Source organism: Luteibacter sp. 1214 (genome assembly GCF_031455395.1).
Taxonomy (GTDB): domain Bacteria; phylum Pseudomonadota; class Gammaproteobacteria; order Xanthomonadales; family Rhodanobacteraceae; genus Luteibacter; species Luteibacter mycovicinus.
In genome coordinates this window covers 82056-97001 of sequence record NZ_JAVDSQ010000010.1, presented here as the reverse complement: position 1 = coordinate 97001, position 14946 = coordinate 82056, and the positions used below count along the sequence as shown (strand labels likewise).

Here is a 14946-nt window from a genome sequence, read left to right as displayed (position 1 = left end):
TAATTGCAGGAGCGCCCCTTTTTTCACGCCGACTCAACACTATTTACCGAACCATCCGGTTCATAAAAATACGTCCCAGCACAAGGACCACCCCCCGCCATGCGCTCTTCCCGCTTCGCTCTCGGCGCCCTCGCCGCGTTCTCCCTCGCCGCCGCGGCCCTCCCCGCAGCCGCCGAAACCCACCTGGAAGTGCAGGGGGGCCGCAGCTACATGGACGACTACGGCACCAACGCTTTCTTCGTGGAGTCCGTGTTCGACGCCCGTCAGATGGGCCAGAGCCGGTTCACCTGGTCCCCGGACGTCTCCATCGGCTACATCAAGGGCCGCGACATCGGCCGCTATGAGAACTCCCATCCCGGCGTGACCAGCAACGTCTGGGTCGGCGCCGCCGGTGCCCGCTTCCATTACGGCAGCGAAGGCGACTGGTACCGCCCCTTCTTCTTCAGCTTCCAGGTCGCGGGCACCGCCGGCGGTCGCACGCAGGCGCTGTCGAGCGGCTACGAGTTCGTCAGCACGCTCGGCTGGCAGTACAAGAACGTCAGCTTCCAGGTCCGTCACATCTCTAACGGCAGCTTCCAGGAGCCGAACCGTGGCGAGACGATGGCGCTGGTGGGTATCGGTTTCGATATCTGAGTGCGTTGGTATCAAAAAAGAGCCGGCGCTGCGAAGCGCCGGCTCTTTTTTATTTCCCGATGGCCGGATCAGTGTCCCGAAGCGGCCGGCCCTGCCTTGGCCGCGAACGGCGGCTTCGCCAGCCATACGACGAAGATCAGTGCGACGAACACGAAACCGAGCAGGTAGAACACCTCGTTGAACGAGATCTGATAGGCCTGATTGGTGATCATCGCGTTGACCGACGACACCGCGTACTGCGGGTCGCCACGGCCGATCTGGGTGAGCGCATCCTGCGTCGTCGGATTGAACGGTGTGAAGTTCTCCGCCAGCCGCTCGTGGTGGACGATGGCACGGTGATCCCACAGGAACGTGGTCAGCGACGCCGCGAAGCTGCCGCCCAGCGTGCGCAGGAAGGTCGCCAGACCGGAGCCCGCCGCGATCTCACGAGGCTGCAGGTCCGACAGCAAGATGCTCAGCACCGGCATGAAGAACAACGCCACGCCCAGGCCCTGAATCAGCTGGACCATCGCGACACTGTAGAAGTTGATGTCGAGATAGAAGTCCGAGCGCATGAAGCACGTCGCACCCATGACGATGAACGCACCCGAGGCCAGCACGCGCAGGTCGAACTTGTGCGCATAGCGTCCGACGAACGGCGTCAGGATCACCGGGATGATGCCGAGCGGCGCCGCCGCGAGACCCGCCCATGTCGACGTGTACCCGACGTTTCGCTGCAACCACTGCGGCACCAGCAGACCGATGGCGAAGAACGCCGCGTACGCCAGCACCAGACACAAGGTGCCCATCGCGAAATTGCGATGCCTGAAGAGCTTCAGATTGACGATCGGATCCTTGTCGGTGAGCTCCCAGATCAGGAACACGGCCAGACCGATGGCAGCGATGATCGCGGTGACCACGATGAAGGTGGACGAGAACCAGTCCTCGTCGTTGCCCTTGTCGAGCACGACCTGCAGCGCGCCCACGCCGATGATCAGCGTGATGAGGCCCACGTAATCGATCTTGGGCTTCTCGGTGACTTCCGGCCGGCCCTTCATCTGGTTCGCCACGACGAAGCTAGCGAAGATGCCGATCGGCACGTTGATGAAGAAGATCCACGGCCAGGTGTAGTTGTCGGTGATCCAGCCGCCGAGGATCGGACCCGCGATGGGCGCGACGACGGTGACCATCGCCAGCAACGCCAGCGCCATGCCTCGTTTGGCCGGTGGGTAGATCGAGATCAGGAGCGACTGCGTGATCGGGTACATCGGTCCCGCGACCGCGCCCTGAATGGCGCGGAACACGATCAGCATGGTCATGCTCTGGGCGATGCCGCACAGGAACGACGCGAGCGAGAACAACAGCGTCGCCCATACGAACAGCTTGGTCTCACCGAAACGACGGGTGAGGAAGCCGGTCAACGGCAGGGCGATCGCGTTGCTCACCGCGAACGAGGTGATCACCCAGGTGCTCTGGTTGGAGCTGACACCCAGGTTACCCGCGATGGTCGGCAACGACACGTTCGCGATCGTCGTGTCGAGCACCTGCATGAAGGTAGCGAGCGATAACCCGACCGTGGACAGCGCCAGATTGGGCGGTCGAAATTCGGTGCTCATGAATAAACCTTACCTGGGAGCCTGCTGCTGCTCGGCACCTTCACCGGCGGACGCGTTTTCATGGATCACGCGGGCGATGTCCTTGTCGGCATCGGCAAGCTGCTTGTCGTAGATCGGCGTCGAGAACTCGGGCTTCGTGGGCGACTGCTTCGCCAGCAACGCACCGCTCTGGTCATGCAGCGACACGGTCACCTTGGTCGACAGGCCCAGGCGCAGCGGCTTGTCTTCCAGCTGCTTCGGCTCGGTGAAGACGACGCGGACCGGCACGCGCTGCACGATCTTGATCCAGTTGCCCGTGGCGTTCTGCGCCGGCAGGATGGAGAACGCGCTGCCGCTGCCAACACCCAGGCTGCGGATCTTCGCCTTGTACACCGTGTCGCCACCGTAGACGTCGGCGGTGACGTCGACCGGCTGGCCGATACGCATTTTGGTCAGCTGCGTTTCCTTGAAGTTGGCATCGATCCAGACTTCATGCAGCGGCACGACGGCCATCAGGGCGGCGCCCGGCTGGACCCGCTGACCGACCTGTACGCTGCGCTTGGCGACATAGCCGTCGACCGGCGCGACCAGCGTCGAGCGGACGAAGTCGAGGTAGGCGGAGCGAAGCTTGGCGGCAGCGGCACGCACGTCCGGATGCGAGGACACCACGGTGTCGTCGACCAGCACCTTGTTGCTGCTGTACGACTGCCTGGCGGACGCGAGGCTGCTCTCGGCGGAGGTCAGCGTATCGGCGGCGTGCGACAGTTCTTCCGCGGAGATGGCACCCGACTTCGCCAGATCGCGACGGCGGTTGTAATCCTGGCGGGCGCGGTCGACGGCGGTCTGGCGCACCGCGACGTCGGCCTGCGCCGAAGTCACGTTATTGTAGAGGCCACGCACGCGACGCACGGTGTTGGCGAGGTTGGCGCGCGCGCTTTCCAGGTTCACTTCGGCGTCGCTGGGATCGAGCTTGACCAGCACGTCGCCCTGGTGGACGAGGTCGCCGTCGTCGGCGCCGATCGAGGTGACGGTACCGGCGATCTGCGGGGTGATCTGCACGACGTTGCCGTTGACGTAGGCGTCGTCGGTATCTTCATACCAGCGGCCGTCGACGAAGTACCAGATCACCCAGCCGATGATGGCGAGGACGATGACGAGTACCAGCAGCTTGAGGAAGAAGCCGCGGCGGCTCTTCGGCGGCGGTGCGACGACGGCGCCGGCGGGGGCGGTGGTTTCTTGTGACATCGGAAGAGGCCTCGAGATGAATGCTTAGTGGGTTGCCGGCGCTGCGGTGACGACCGACGGGTCATCGGCCGCGGGGCGGAAGCCGCCACCAAGCGCCTGAATGAGTTGGACGGACGTGTCGACCTGCTGGGCCTTCAGCGATGCCATGCGCTGCTCGGCTTCGAGCAGCTGCTGGCGCACCACGAGCGATTCCAGGTAGCTGCCGACACCGGCCTTGTAGCGCTGCTGCGACAGGTCGTAGGCCTGCTGGGCCGCATCCTGCGCGCGCTGCTGCGCCTGAATCTGCGTGCCGATCGAGTCGAGCCCGGACAGGTCGTCCTGCACTTCGTTGAGCGCGCCGACCAGCGTCTTGTTGTACTGCGCGACCGCCAGATCGTAATCCGCATCCTTGCCGGCGAGATTCGCGCGAAGGCGACCGCCGTCGAAGATGGGCAGCGAGAACGCCGGCAGCACCTGCCAGAAGCGCGCCTGCGAGGCGAACAGGTTTTCCGTGCCACCGGCGAGCTGCGCGGCGAGTACGCCGAGCGTCACGTTGGGCAGAAATGCCTTCTTCGCCGAGACGATGTCCTTCGAGGCCGCCTCGACGCGCCAGCGCGCGGCGACGAGGTCGGCACGGTGACCGAGCAGATCGGCCGGCAGGTTGGCCGGGATGGCGACGGCGGCCGGCGTGAGCGCGGCGGGGCGGGCGATGTCGAGGCCGCGATCCGGGCCCTTCCCGAGCAGCACGCTGAGCGACGTGCGCGAGCTGTCGATCGCACGCTGCGCCACCGCGATCTCACGTTCGGCCGAGGCCACTTCGCTGTCGGCCTGCTTCACCTGCATCTGGTTGTCGACGCCGGCGGCCACGCGCTGCACGGTGAGCTTCTGCGACGCATGCGTCCGGTCGAGTTCGGCATTGGCGACGTCGAGCTGCGTGAACGCGTAGCCAAGCTGCGTGTAGGCACGGGCAACGTTGGTCGAGATTTCGATGCGTGCGGCGCGCGCATCGACCTCAGCCGCACGCTGCGAACCCACGGCCGCTTCGAACGCGGCACGCTTGCCGCCCCACAGATCGAGGTCCCAGTTGAAACTGCCGTAGCCGTACTTGGTCCACGAGAAATGGTTGCCCGGGGGGTCCGGCAGCAACGAGCCCGGCAGATGCGCACCGGCGACACCGCCACCTACGTTGAACGTGGGATCGCGCGCTGCGTCAACCGAACCGGACTGCGCCTGAGCCTGACGCACGCGGGCGTCGGCGGTGGCGAGGTCGGGGTTGTCTTTCAACGCCTCTTCGATCAGCGAGGAGAGCTGGCTGTCACCCAGTCCGGTCCACCAGTCGGCGGCCGGCCACCCCGCCGGAGACACGGGGACCTTCGCCAGGCTGCGCTCGGCGTGAAGGGAGGACGGGTCGGTCAGGGTGCCTTGCGGATCCAGGCCACGGCTGGTGACACAGCCGGAAAGGATCAACGCGGCCCCGACGGCCGCCACGAGAGTGTGCAGACGCATTGCGTATTGCCTCGGACGTTTAGTTCAGTCTTTTTCGCGAAGCGCGTTGAGCACGCGCCCCAGGTAGTCGTGCAGCTTCTCGCGCTCGTCTTCGGTCAGCCCCTTCTGGGCGCGCTCGAGGGTCGCGAGGTTGCTTTCGTGCAGGTGCTTCCACAGCGCCACGCCGGCCTCGGTAAGGTCGATGCGCAGCGCGCGGCGGTCCTGCTCATGCGGCTGGCGGCGGAGGTAACCCTTCGCTTCCAGCTGGTCCAGCTGCCGGGTCATGGCGCCGCCGTCGAGGTCGACCGAGCGGGCCAGTTCGGTGGCGGTCATCGCGCCGCAGGTCGCCAGGCGCTTGAGCACATGAAACTGGGTGAATTTCAGATCCGCGCCCTGCGCGGCAAGATCGGACTCGATAGCCCGGACGATCTCACTACGCACCATGCCGACGAGAGCGCCCAGGCTGTCGGGGTTGTCGTAGACGGGGCAAGGATTGTTCATGGACGAGCATTCTATTGCCCGAATTATAGTTGTCAAGGCAAATATGCTTTCAGCATATATTGCCGTGTGTGAATCAGTTCATCCTTCGTCGGCCAGGAGGGCCGCGAGCGCAGGGTCGCGGACCGCGAAAAGGTCAAAGACGCCGAGCGCGCGGAGGGTCGGAAGCTGTGCCAGGAGCCTCGGCTCCAGCCGCCGGCGCTGTTCTTCGGGGGTGCCCGGATCGAGCATCGCGTGCGCGCAGGCGACGAAGGTCACTAGGGCATCGCCGGCTTCGCGGCCTTCAGTGGCGTCGTGGAAATCGTTCGTGACGAGACGGATCATGCGGGTCTCCTTCGTCGAAACGGGACAGATACTTGGGGAAGCAGATATTAGCCATGACGGGTATAGGCCTGATATCGTTAGTTGGCCAAGTTATGTCGAGGAACGGCCAAGATGGGTCATGATGCAGTCCACGTCCTGCTCGAAAGCGCCGAGGGTCCGCCGCTGGTGGCCTACGAGGTTCGCGGCCAGATCCCAAAAATGGAAAGCGACTGGCACAGCCACGTGCGAGGTCAGTTTTTCTATGTGGAAGAAGGCTTTGTCACCAACCAGACGGAGCACGGCTCCTACCTGCTGCCTCCTCATCGCGCCGGCTGGATGCCCCCGGGCACGCTGCATACCATCAGCATGACCGGACCGATGCACGCCTGGGGTGTCTTCATCGCGCCCTGCGCGGCGGGAGGTCTGCCCGATCGTCCCTGCGTGGTCGGGGTCAACGACCTGATCCGGTCGATCATCCGGCGCGCCGCGAGCTGGCCGGTGGACGTCGCCGAGCCCGACCCGGCTCGCGACCGCTTGCTGGCGGTGCTGCTCGATGAGTTGCACGGCGCTCCCGTCGAGCCCCTCCATCTGCCGATGCCCACGGACCGGCGCCTCCGTCGCGTGGCCGTCGCGATGTACGAGCACCCGGAGGACACGCGCGGCATCGAGGACTGGGCGAACTGGGCAGGCATGTCGACGCGTACCCTGACGCGGCTGTTCCGGCAGGAGACCCAGTGCAGCGTCGCGCAGTGGCGGCAGCAGGCAAGGCTGACTCGGGCGCTCGAGCGCCTGGCGACCGGCGAGCCGGTCTCAGTGGTATCCGACGCGCTGGGCTACGCGACGCCCAGCGCGTTCGTCGCAATGTTCCGCAAGGCGTTCGGCGATTCGCCGGGGCGTTATCTGGCGAGGCAGGCGGCTCTCACCTGACGCCGTTTGCCCAGAACGCCTCTTCCTCGACCGGCTTACACATCCACAGCCCTTCGAACGTATAGCTGTCGCCGCCGTCCCGGGTCACGACATCGACGGCGACCCGGCCGTAACGCCAGGGCCCGCGCTGCCCCGGGTCGCCTTCGTCATGACACGCGTGCGTCGCGGTGTAGGTGCCCGTCACCGGATCTGTCATCGCCGCTGCCTGCTCCCGGCACTTCGCCATGGCTTCGTCGTGGCTGGGCAAGGTTTGGTCGCCGGAAACGAAACGTTCTTCGCCGCATTCCACGGCGGCGGCGAAGACGGGAACGAAGACGAGCAGGGCGCCCACCAGGGTGAGGACGTGGGAAACGCGCCGGTTACAGAAACGGGGATACGAAGACTGCACGTGGATGCCTCAGGCGTGGGGGACGCCGAGGCTGCGCAAACGAGCGGGGTAAAAGAATCCGAAAATTCTGAAAAATCGCGCGCGTTCCAGCCGGTGCGACGCGGATCACACGGAGGCGCCGGTCAGCCTGCCGGAAACCGGTATCCCACGCCGGGTTCCGTCCTCAGCCAGCGTGGCGTGGTCGGATCGTCGCCCAGTTTCTGACGCAGCTTGCCCATCACGATGCGCAGGTAGTGCGTGTCCTGCGTATGCGTCGGTCCCCAGACCTCACGCAGGATCTGCTGCTGGCTGACCACGCGACCCGGATGGCGGACCAGCAGCGACAGCACCGCGAACTCCTTGCGCGTGAGCGCCACCGGCGCACCGTCCAGCAGCACTTCCCGGCGGGCAAGGTCGATCGCGAGACGGCCATCGTCGTAACGCACCGCGGCCTCCGCGTCGCCGCCACGGGCGGCTTGCCGAAGCAGCACGCGTAGACGCGCCATCAACTCCTGAATGCCGAACGGCTTGGTCACGTAGTCGTTGGCGCCACCGTCGAGCGCGCGGACCTTTTCCGCTTCGGTATCGCGCACCGAGAGCATCAGCACGGGTACCTGACTCCACTGACGGATCTCGCGAAGCACGTCATGACCTTCGAGGTCGGGCAGCCCGATGTCGAGGATGACCACATCGGGCGACTGCGTCGCCGCGAGGCCGAGGCCTTCCTGACCGGTCGAGGCCAGCAGCACGTGATAGCCCTCGGCGCGCAGACCGATGTCCAGGAAGCGGCGGATCTGAGCTTCGTCGTCGATCACCAGGACACGGGGGGCCGAGGCATTCATGGGGCTTCGTCAGGAGGCGGCGGCAAGGGCAGCGAGACGCGAATGGTCGTGCCTCCGCCGACGTGGGGCAAGGCCTCCACGCTGCCGCCGTGCGCGCCGATCATCCCCCGGCAGATCGCCAGGCCCAGTCCGGTGCCGTGTCCGCCCCGGTCGCCACGCGACACCGAGTAGAACATGTCGAAGATCCGCGCCCGCTCGTCCTCGGGAATGCCGGGCCCGCGGTCGGCCACGTCCACCAGCAGCCGGCCCGCTTCGGTACGCACCGTCACGCGCATGGGCTCGCCGGGCGGCGTGAACCGGGCACCGTTTTCGAGGATGTTGAACAGCGCCTGCTCGACGAGCGCGGGGTGGACGTGCAGGAGGACGGTGTCATGTGGCAGGTGCATGTCGACGCGCACCTCCGGAAAGAGCTTGCGCATGCGTGATACGGCGGCCGCGACGATCTCGCCCGCGTCGACCCAGTCGCGATTGAGTTTCAGCGTGCCGTGGCCCAGCCGCGTCATGTCGAGCAGGTTCTGGATGTAGCGGTCCAGGCGCTGACCTTCACCGAGGATCGCCTGCAGCAGCTCCTGGCGCTCGCTGTCGGGCAGCTGCTTGTCGTAGCTGATCAGCGTACCGGCGGAACCGATCATGGAGGCGAGCGGAGACCGCAGGTCGTGCGAGACCGAGGAGAGCAGTGCGTTACGCAGGCGCTCGGTCTCCCCCTGCACGCGCGCGCTTTCCAGTTCCGAGGCGAGGCGCGCGCGGTCGAGCGCCTGCCCGATGTCCTGCACCATCGCCAGCGCCAGGCCGCGGCGGTCCGCATCGGGTTCACGCATGCCCGGCGGAAAGCGCAGGGCGGCCACGCCGCCGCGCTGATGCTCGCTGCCCAGCGGCAGCATCCAGCAGGAAGCGCCGTTGAGGGTGTCGGTGTACCGACCGGCTGGCTCCGCGTGTCCATCGGACCAGTCGGCGGCGGCGAGATCCTGGGCGGAGAGCGGAAAGGCCGAGGGTGCGGTGCTGGCGACGCCGAGTTCGCCACCGGCTTCCCGCGCGAGTATGGCGACGTCGATGTCCAGCGCCCTCGCCAGCGCCTGCGCGCCGGCCGCCCTCACGCTCTCGGCATCCGCGCTCGTCGCCAGCTGTTGTCCGAGCGCGACGAGCGCGCGGGCGCGAACCTGGGCCGCACGCAACGACGTGACCTGTCCGGCGAGGCGGGTGGCCAGGCGGCTGCAGACCAGCGCGGCCACGAGAAACAGTGTCACCGCAAGCACGTCATCCGCGTTGGCAATCGCCAGCGTGTAACGCGGCGGCGCAAAGAAGAAGTTGTAGCCCAGGAAACTCAGCAGCGCCGCATACACCGCCACCGCCATGCGGGTGCGTACCGCGACCACCAGCACCGCCGTCAGAAAAATCAGCGAGAGGTTGGCCACCGACAGGAACCGGTCGGCGACGAAGGACAACGCCATCGCGATCGCGGTGGCGAGTGTGGCGAATCCGTAGTCACGCCGCGAGCCGCCGTCTTCGATACGAAGCCGCAGGCGCGACTGGGCCCGCTGCGTCGGCGTGGCGACGATGGTCAGTTCGAGGTGAGCGGCGCGCCTCAGCAGTTGCTGGGTCAGCGAGTAGCCGAGCCTGCGGGCGATGGGCCGCTCTCGCGTACGGCCGACGATGATCTGGCCGGCGCCTTCGCGATCGGCCCAGGCGATCAGTTCCTCCGCGACCGCATGGCCGCGCAGGATCACCGCCTCACCGCCAAGACGGCGAGCCAGGCGCATCGCGGCGTCCACACGTTCGCGACGGGCGCTGTCGGGACCGCCGCGATCGACGAACAGCACGCTCCACGGGGCACCGCGACGCTCCGCGATACGCCGGGTGATACGCACGAGGTATTCGCTCTGGTCGTGACCGTCGATCGCGGCCATGACCCGTCGCCGTACGGGCATCGCATCGCCGCGGGCGAGCATGTGCTCGCGCAGGTCGCTGTCGACGTGGGCGGCCACGGTTTCCACGGCAAGCTCGCGAAGCGCGGCGAGATTGGTCGGTGAGAAGAACGCGTCCAGCGCCACGGCCGCCGTTTCCGGCACGTAGACCTTGCCTTGCTTGAGCCGACCGATCAGCTCACGCGGCGGCAGGTCGACCAGGACGATATCGCGTGCGCGGTCGAGGAAGACATCCGGGACCGTTTCGCGCACGGCGACGTTGGTGATCCTCCTCACCTGGTCGTTGAGGCTCTCGACGTGCTGCACGTTGAGCGCCGTGTAGACCTCGATGCCGGCATCGAGCAGTTCGGCGATGTCCTGCCAGCGGCGCGTGTGCCGACCGCCAGGGAGATTGGTGTGCGCGAGTTCGTCGACGAGGATGACCGCCGGCTTGCGCGCAAGCGCCGCCTCGAGATCGAATTCCCTGAAATCGCGGCCGGCATAGCGGACCGGACGGGTCGGGAGTATCTCGATCCCTTCGAGCAGGGCCGCGGTCTCGCTCCGACCGTGGGTCTCGACCAGGCCCACTACGACATCGATACCCTGCCGTTTCAGATCGCGCGCGGCGGACAGCATCGCGTAGGTCTTGCCAACGCCGGGGGCGGCGCCGAGGAAGATCTTGAGGCGCTGGCCGTCCTCCTCCTTCACCGCGTTGAGCAGCGCGTCGGCGCGGGCGTCTCGGACATCGTTCATGGCGTGGGGCCGCAGGAGTTGAGGAAAGGGTAGCCGAAGTGCCACCGGCTCCGGTGGGAGCCGGCCCTGCCGGCGATGCGTTGTTACCTCTGCGCCTGATCAAGCGCGAGGTTCAGCCGCAACACGTTGACCCGGGGCTCCCCCAGCACACCGAACTGACGCCCCTCGGTGTTCGCCGCGATCAGCTCCCGCACCTTCTCCGCGGGGATACCCCTCGCCCGGGCCACGCGCCCCGCCTGAAACTCCGCCGCCGCCGGACTGATCTCCGGATCGAGGCCGCTGGCCGAGGCCGTCACCAGATCCACCGGCACGGGCGCCCGGTTCTCCGGGTCCGCGGCGCGCAGCGCGGCGATACGCTGCTTCGCCGCGTCCGTCAGGGCCGGATTGGTCGGACCGAGATTGGAGCCCGTGGATGCCGCCGCATTGTTCGGCCCGGGCGTGGTCGCCGACGGGCGCCCCCAGACATAACGCGGTGCGGTGAACGACTGCCCGATCAGTGCCGAACCGACCGGCTTACCGTCGCGCTCGATCAGGCTGCCGGCCGCCTGCTTCGGAAACAGCAGCATGGACAGTCCGCCAACCACGACGGGATAGGCCACGCCGGTGACCGCGGTCATCATCAGCAGCAGCACGAAGGCGTTACGCAACAGGGTAGTCATGGCCATGATCCTCAGTAGTGCCAGATCGCATCGACGATCGCGCTGAGCTGGTAGCCCTTGCGGCCACCGTCGTAAGCGTCGACGTCATAGGATTTCTCGTAACGGATTTCGGGGCGGATCTCGACGTCCGGGCTGACCCAGTGGGTCATGCCGAGCGTATGGGTCGTGTAGCGCGTGGCGTAGCCGGTACGCTGACCTTTCTGGTCGTTGTACCACTCGTTGCGGAACGAGATCATGTTGAGCGGACTGATCGCCACGTTGATGTAGTTGACGATGCCGTACTCGCCCGCCTTGCCGGCCACCGGCGACGAACCGACCACGCCGGGCTCGCCACCGGGGCCATAGCCCGCGATGTTGCGGCCGTACATGTAGTACGCCTCGGTGAGGATGTGGACGTCGTCGCTGAAGCGGTGGCCCCAGGTCGTGACGTACATCTGCACGTTGTTGTAGTTGTAGTCGTCGGTATTGAAGCTGTTGACGCAGGGGTACAACATGTCGTCGTTGTCTTTCGACACCCAGCGCACGCAGGCCTGCAAGGTCGGACGCGACGAGTGGTTCCACACGGCGGTGTCGTTGCCACCGTTGATACCCAGCTGCACGGTCCACTGCGCGTTGAGCCGTGTGGTCGTCATCACGCCCATCTGCGTATACGGATCCGCCGTGTAAAGCACCGAATGCGTGACGAGGTAGTTGTTGGGCGAAAACTGCGCCTCGATGTCCGGCAGCGACAGATAGCGTCCCACACGCACGACCATGCCCTCGGCGATATGCGGCAGGTAGAGATCCGCATAAAACAGCATGGGATCGTAGCCATAGGTCTTGCCCGTCTGCGGCTGATCGGCACGGGGATTGTTCAGCAGCTGATTGCTGAAGACGCCCTTCATGGTGGTGTAGTGGTAGTCGTAGCCGTAGAGGTTGTCGAGGTGGAAGCCCCAGTCGATGTGGTCGGTCTGTACCGTGTCGGGGATACGCTCGATGCGCAGCAAAGCCTGGTTGAACTCGGCGCGGTTGGGGCGCGTCGCGTAAGACAGCGGGTAGTTGGTGTGGGACGAGCTGCTCGCATTGACCGACCCGTTCAGCCAGCCGTAGATCTCGATGCGGTTATCGGTCATCCATTTGCCGAAGCGGTTGCACGCGAGCGCCTTCTCCAGCGGGTACCTCGAATTGAGATCGGGCACGCCGATCGGATAGGCGACACCACCGAGCTGCCATTCCGCCGAGGGGAACGGCGGTGACGGGAGCGGCGAGGCCATGGCACGGCGTGGCGCCGCCGGTGCATCGGGGTCGGCGGGCTGGGCGTCTTCGCGATAGGCGGCGGCGAAGCGCGAAGCAAAGCCCTGAGAGCAGTCGTCGCTGCCGGAAGCCATCGCGCGGGTGACGGGGGCGATGGCGAGACAGGCGGCGAGAAGAGCATAACGAGTGGTGCGCATGGCGTTGTTTACCGATCCCTTTCGGGACCCCTTTTCGGTGAGTAGGAGAGTGGTGCTTTGAATCAGATACCGGCGTAGCCGCCGAGCGCGTAGTCGTCCTCGTCCCGCGTCGCGGTCGTCACGACGACACGCGGTCCGGTGACCTTGGCCGGCACGCTGGCGACCGTTGCGGGGACGTCGGGGGCGACGACGCGAACTTCCATGTCGAGGTCGGCGCTGTCTTCGATGAGCACGGTGAGCTTCACGGAATGCATGGGATGACGCCTCTTTGTCAGGCCAGTCCGACCAGGACCAGCAACATGTCGATCAGCTTGATGCCGATGAACGGCACGACGATGCCGCCCAGACCGTAGACCAGCAGGTTCCGGCGCAGCAGGGCGGCGGCACCCAGGGCGCGATACGCGACGCCTTTCAACGCGAGCGGAATCAGAAAGATGATGATCAGCGCGTTGAAGATCACCGCCGACAGGATCGCGCTTTGCGGCGTGGCCAGGTGCATCACGTTGAGCGCATCGAGTGCGGGATACGTGGTGGCGAATGCCGCGGGGATGATCGCGAAATACTTGGCGATATCGTTGGAGATCGAGAACGTGGTGAGCGCGCCGCGCGTGATGAGCATCTGCTTGCCGATACCGACCACTTCGATCAGCTTGGTCGGATTCGAATCCAGATCCACCATGTTGCCGGCTTCCTTCGCCGCCTGGGTGCCACTGTTCATCGCCACGGCGACATCGGCCTGTGCAAGGGCGGGCGCATCGTTGGTGCCGTCGCCACACATCGCCACCAGGCGGTTCTCGGCCTGCATGTCACGGATCAGCTTGAGCTTCGCTTCCGGCGTCGCCTCGGCCAGGAAATCGTCCACGCCCGCTTCGGCGGCGATCGCCGCGGCGGTCAGGGGGTTGTCGCCGGTGACCATCACCGTACGGATGCCCATCTTGCGCATCTCGGCGAAGCGCTCCTTGATACCGTCCTTGACGATATCCTTCAGTTCGACGACGCCGAGCGTGAGCGAGCCGTCCACGACGATCAGCGGTGTGGCGCCGCGACGTGCGACATCCTCGGCCATACGACGCACCAGCGGTGGCATGTGGCTGTCCTGGGTGTCGAGGTAGCGTTCCACGGCGTCCATCGCACCCTTGCGGATATGCCGCGTACCGACGTCGACGCCGCTCATGCGGGTCTGCGCGGTGAAGGGCACGAAGACGGCGCCGCGATCGGTGGCCGGACGCCCGGCCATGGCGACGAAACGTGCCGCGAGCGTCACGATGCTGCGGCCTTCCGGGGTCTCGTCCGCCCGCGAGGCGAGCTCGGCGGCTTCAGCCAGTTCGCGCTCCTCGATACCCGGTGCCGGGTGGAAGGCGACGGCCTGGCGGTTGCCCAGCGTGATGGTGCCGGTCTTGTCGAGGAGCAGGACGTCGACGTCACCGGCCGCCTCGACGGCGCGACCCGACGTGGCGATGACGTTGGCGCGGATCATGCGGTCCATACCGGCGATACCGATCGCCGACAGCAGGGCGCCGATCGTGGTCGGAATCAGGCAGACGAGCAGCGCGATGAGGACCGTGAGGGTGATCGGATGGCCGACACCCGCGGCCTGCACGCTGTAGATCGAGTACGGCAGCAGCGTGGCGCAGGCGAGCAGGAAGATCAGGGTGAACTTTGCCAGCAGAATCGTCAGCGCGATCTCGTTCGGCGTCTTGCGACGCGAAGCGCCTTCCACCATCGAGATCATGCGGTCCAGAAAGCTTTCACCGGGGTTGCTGGTGATGCGTACCACCAGCCAGTCGGACAGCACGCGGGTGCCTCCGGTCACCGCGCTGCGGTCACCACCGGATTCCCGGATGACCGGTGCCGATTCGCCGGTGATGGCGCTCTCATCGACGCTGGCGGCGCCGACCACGACTTCGCCATCGCCCGGGACGATGTCGCCCGCATCGACCAGCACGAAGTGGCCGGTGCGCAGTTCACTCGACGGGGTGAAGACGATAGCGGCATCACGGTCCGCCGAGGCCAGCTTCTTTGCCGCGACATCGCGGCGCGAACCTCGCAGCGCATCGGCCTGTGCCTTGCCGCGGCCTTCGGCCAGGGCTTCGGCGAAGTTCGCGAACAGCAGCGTGAACCACAGCCAGAGCGCGACCCAGAAGATGAAGGTCGTCGGCGCTTCACCGTGTCCTGTCAGCGCCTGGATCCAGAGAAGGCTGGTCAGGACGCTGCAGACGAAGACGACGAACATCACCGGGTTACGGAACTGCAGGCGCGGTGAGAGCTTGCGGAACGCGTCACCGAGGGCGCGTGTCACCAGCGCGCGGTCGAAACCGCGCGGGGCGTTATGGGCTTGGGTAGTCATGGA

14 protein-coding genes are annotated in these 14946 nt (G+C 66.2%); 2 read left to right on the top strand and 12 right to left on the bottom strand.

What is annotated here, in order from left to right:
• The first annotated feature begins 99 nt into the window (after window positions 1-99).
• Window positions 100-633, top strand: coding sequence for an acyloxyacyl hydrolase (locus J2X57_RS18225; protein ID WP_043696970.1), 534 nt, complete (start codon window positions 100-102; stop codon window positions 631-633).
• A 68-nt stretch (window positions 634-701) separates the two neighbouring features.
• Here J2X57_RS18225 and J2X57_RS18220 read toward each other — a convergent pair whose 3' ends face one another.
• From J2X57_RS18220 to J2X57_RS18200, 5 genes are all read right to left on the bottom strand, one after another.
• On the bottom strand, window positions 702-2228 hold the full coding sequence (locus J2X57_RS18220) for a DHA2 family efflux MFS transporter permease subunit (protein ID WP_036116823.1): 1527 nt from the start codon (window positions 2226-2228) through the stop codon (window positions 702-704).
• A 9-nt stretch (window positions 2229-2237) separates the two neighbouring features.
• Window positions 2238-3452, bottom strand: a complete 1215-nt coding sequence (locus J2X57_RS18215; protein ID WP_043696967.1) for an HlyD family efflux transporter periplasmic adaptor subunit — start codon at window positions 3450-3452, stop codon at window positions 2238-2240.
• A gap of 24 nt (window positions 3453-3476) precedes the next feature.
• Window positions 3477-4937 (bottom strand): efflux transporter outer membrane subunit, encoded by a 1461-nt coding sequence (locus J2X57_RS18210; protein WP_043696964.1) that lies wholly within the window; start codon window positions 4935-4937, stop codon window positions 3477-3479.
• 24 nt (window positions 4938-4961) lie between these two features.
• A complete protein-coding gene (locus J2X57_RS18205) occupies window positions 4962-5417 on the bottom strand; it encodes a MarR family transcriptional regulator (RefSeq protein ID WP_043696961.1) in 456 nt (151 codons plus the stop codon).
• A 78-nt stretch (window positions 5418-5495) separates the two neighbouring features.
• Window positions 5496-5738 (bottom strand): hypothetical protein, encoded by a 243-nt coding sequence (locus J2X57_RS18200; protein ID WP_043696958.1) that lies wholly within the window; start codon window positions 5736-5738, stop codon window positions 5496-5498.
• A gap of 111 nt (window positions 5739-5849) precedes the next feature.
• On the opposite strand from J2X57_RS18200, the gene J2X57_RS18195 reads away from it, so the two are divergent.
• Window positions 5850-6644 (top strand): helix-turn-helix transcriptional regulator, encoded by a 795-nt coding sequence (locus tag J2X57_RS18195; RefSeq protein WP_043696956.1) that lies wholly within the window; start codon window positions 5850-5852, stop codon window positions 6642-6644.
• On the opposite strand, the gene J2X57_RS18190 is transcribed toward J2X57_RS18195, so the two are convergent.
• The 7 genes from J2X57_RS18190 to kdpB form a co-directional block, all read right to left on the bottom strand.
• Complete coding sequence (locus J2X57_RS18190) at window positions 6637-7032, bottom strand: hypothetical protein (RefSeq protein ID WP_309869200.1); 396 nt, start codon at window positions 7030-7032, stop codon at window positions 6637-6639. The two genes, J2X57_RS18195 and J2X57_RS18190, sit on opposite strands and share 8 nt — an antisense overlap.
• Before the next feature lie 122 nt (window positions 7033-7154).
• Window positions 7155-7853 carry a response regulator transcription factor gene (locus J2X57_RS18185; RefSeq protein WP_036116834.1) on the bottom strand — a complete coding sequence of 233 codons (699 nt, stop codon included), beginning with the start codon at window positions 7851-7853 and terminating at the stop codon, window positions 7155-7157.
• Window positions 7850-10507, bottom strand: a complete 2658-nt coding sequence (locus J2X57_RS18180) for a sensor histidine kinase KdpD (RefSeq protein WP_043696951.1) — start codon at window positions 10505-10507, stop codon at window positions 7850-7852. Before J2X57_RS18180 ends, J2X57_RS18185 begins: the two co-directional genes overlap by 4 nt.
• Window positions 10508-10590: 83 nt before the next feature.
• On the bottom strand, window positions 10591-11166 hold the full coding sequence (gene kdpC, locus J2X57_RS18175; RefSeq protein ID WP_043696949.1) for a potassium-transporting ATPase subunit KdpC: 576 nt from the start codon (window positions 11164-11166) through the stop codon (window positions 10591-10593).
• An 11-nt stretch (window positions 11167-11177) separates the two neighbouring features.
• On the bottom strand, window positions 11178-12596 hold the full coding sequence (locus tag J2X57_RS18170; RefSeq protein WP_309869195.1) for an outer membrane beta-barrel protein: 1419 nt from the start codon (window positions 12594-12596) through the stop codon (window positions 11178-11180).
• A gap of 62 nt (window positions 12597-12658) precedes the next feature.
• Window positions 12659-12850 carry a hypothetical protein gene (locus tag J2X57_RS18165; protein WP_309869193.1) on the bottom strand — a complete coding sequence of 64 codons (192 nt, stop codon included), beginning with the start codon at window positions 12848-12850 and terminating at the stop codon, window positions 12659-12661.
• Window positions 12851-12867: 17 nt separating this feature from the next.
• Window positions 12868-14943, bottom strand: coding sequence for a potassium-transporting ATPase subunit KdpB (kdpB, locus tag J2X57_RS18160; RefSeq protein ID WP_309869191.1), 2076 nt, complete (start codon window positions 14941-14943; stop codon window positions 12868-12870).
• Between the last annotated feature and the right edge of the window lie 3 nt (window positions 14944-14946).

Excerpts from the sequence above, each read along its gene's own strand:
- kdpC (WP_043696949.1), bottom strand. The coding sequence starts at position 11,166 with ATGACTACCCTGTTGCGTAACGCCTTCGTGCTGCTGCTGATGATGACC.
- J2X57_RS18185 (WP_036116834.1), bottom strand. The coding sequence starts at position 7,853 with ATGAATGCCTCGGCCCCCCGTGTCCTGGTGATCGACGACGAAGCTCAG.
- J2X57_RS18205 (WP_043696961.1), bottom strand. The coding sequence starts at position 5,417 with ATGAACAATCCTTGCCCCGTCTACGACAACCCCGACAGCCTGGGCGCT.
- kdpB (WP_309869191.1), bottom strand. The coding sequence starts at position 14,943 with ATGACTACCCAAGCCCATAACGCCCCGCGCGGTTTCGACCGCGCGCTG.
- J2X57_RS18220 (WP_036116823.1), bottom strand. The coding sequence starts at position 2,228 with ATGAGCACCGAATTTCGACCGCCCAATCTGGCGCTGTCCACGGTCGGG.
- J2X57_RS18165 (WP_309869193.1), bottom strand. The coding sequence starts at position 12,850 with ATGCATTCCGTGAAGCTCACCGTGCTCATCGAAGACAGCGCCGACCTC.
- J2X57_RS18215 (WP_043696967.1), bottom strand. The coding sequence starts at position 3,452 with ATGTCACAAGAAACCACCGCCCCCGCCGGCGCCGTCGTCGCACCGCCG.
- J2X57_RS18170 (WP_309869195.1), bottom strand. The coding sequence starts at position 12,596 with ATGCGCACCACTCGTTATGCTCTTCTCGCCGCCTGTCTCGCCATCGCC.
- J2X57_RS18200 (WP_043696958.1), bottom strand. The coding sequence starts at position 5,738 with ATGATCCGTCTCGTCACGAACGATTTCCACGACGCCACTGAAGGCCGC.
- J2X57_RS18210 (WP_043696964.1), bottom strand. The coding sequence starts at position 4,937 with ATGCGTCTGCACACTCTCGTGGCGGCCGTCGGGGCCGCGTTGATCCTT.
- J2X57_RS18225 (WP_043696970.1), top strand. The coding sequence starts at position 100 with ATGCGCTCTTCCCGCTTCGCTCTCGGCGCCCTCGCCGCGTTCTCCCTC.
- J2X57_RS18180 (WP_043696951.1), bottom strand. The coding sequence starts at position 10,507 with ATGAACGATGTCCGAGACGCCCGCGCCGACGCGCTGCTCAACGCGGTG.
- J2X57_RS18195 (WP_043696956.1), top strand. The coding sequence starts at position 5,850 with ATGGGTCATGATGCAGTCCACGTCCTGCTCGAAAGCGCCGAGGGTCCG.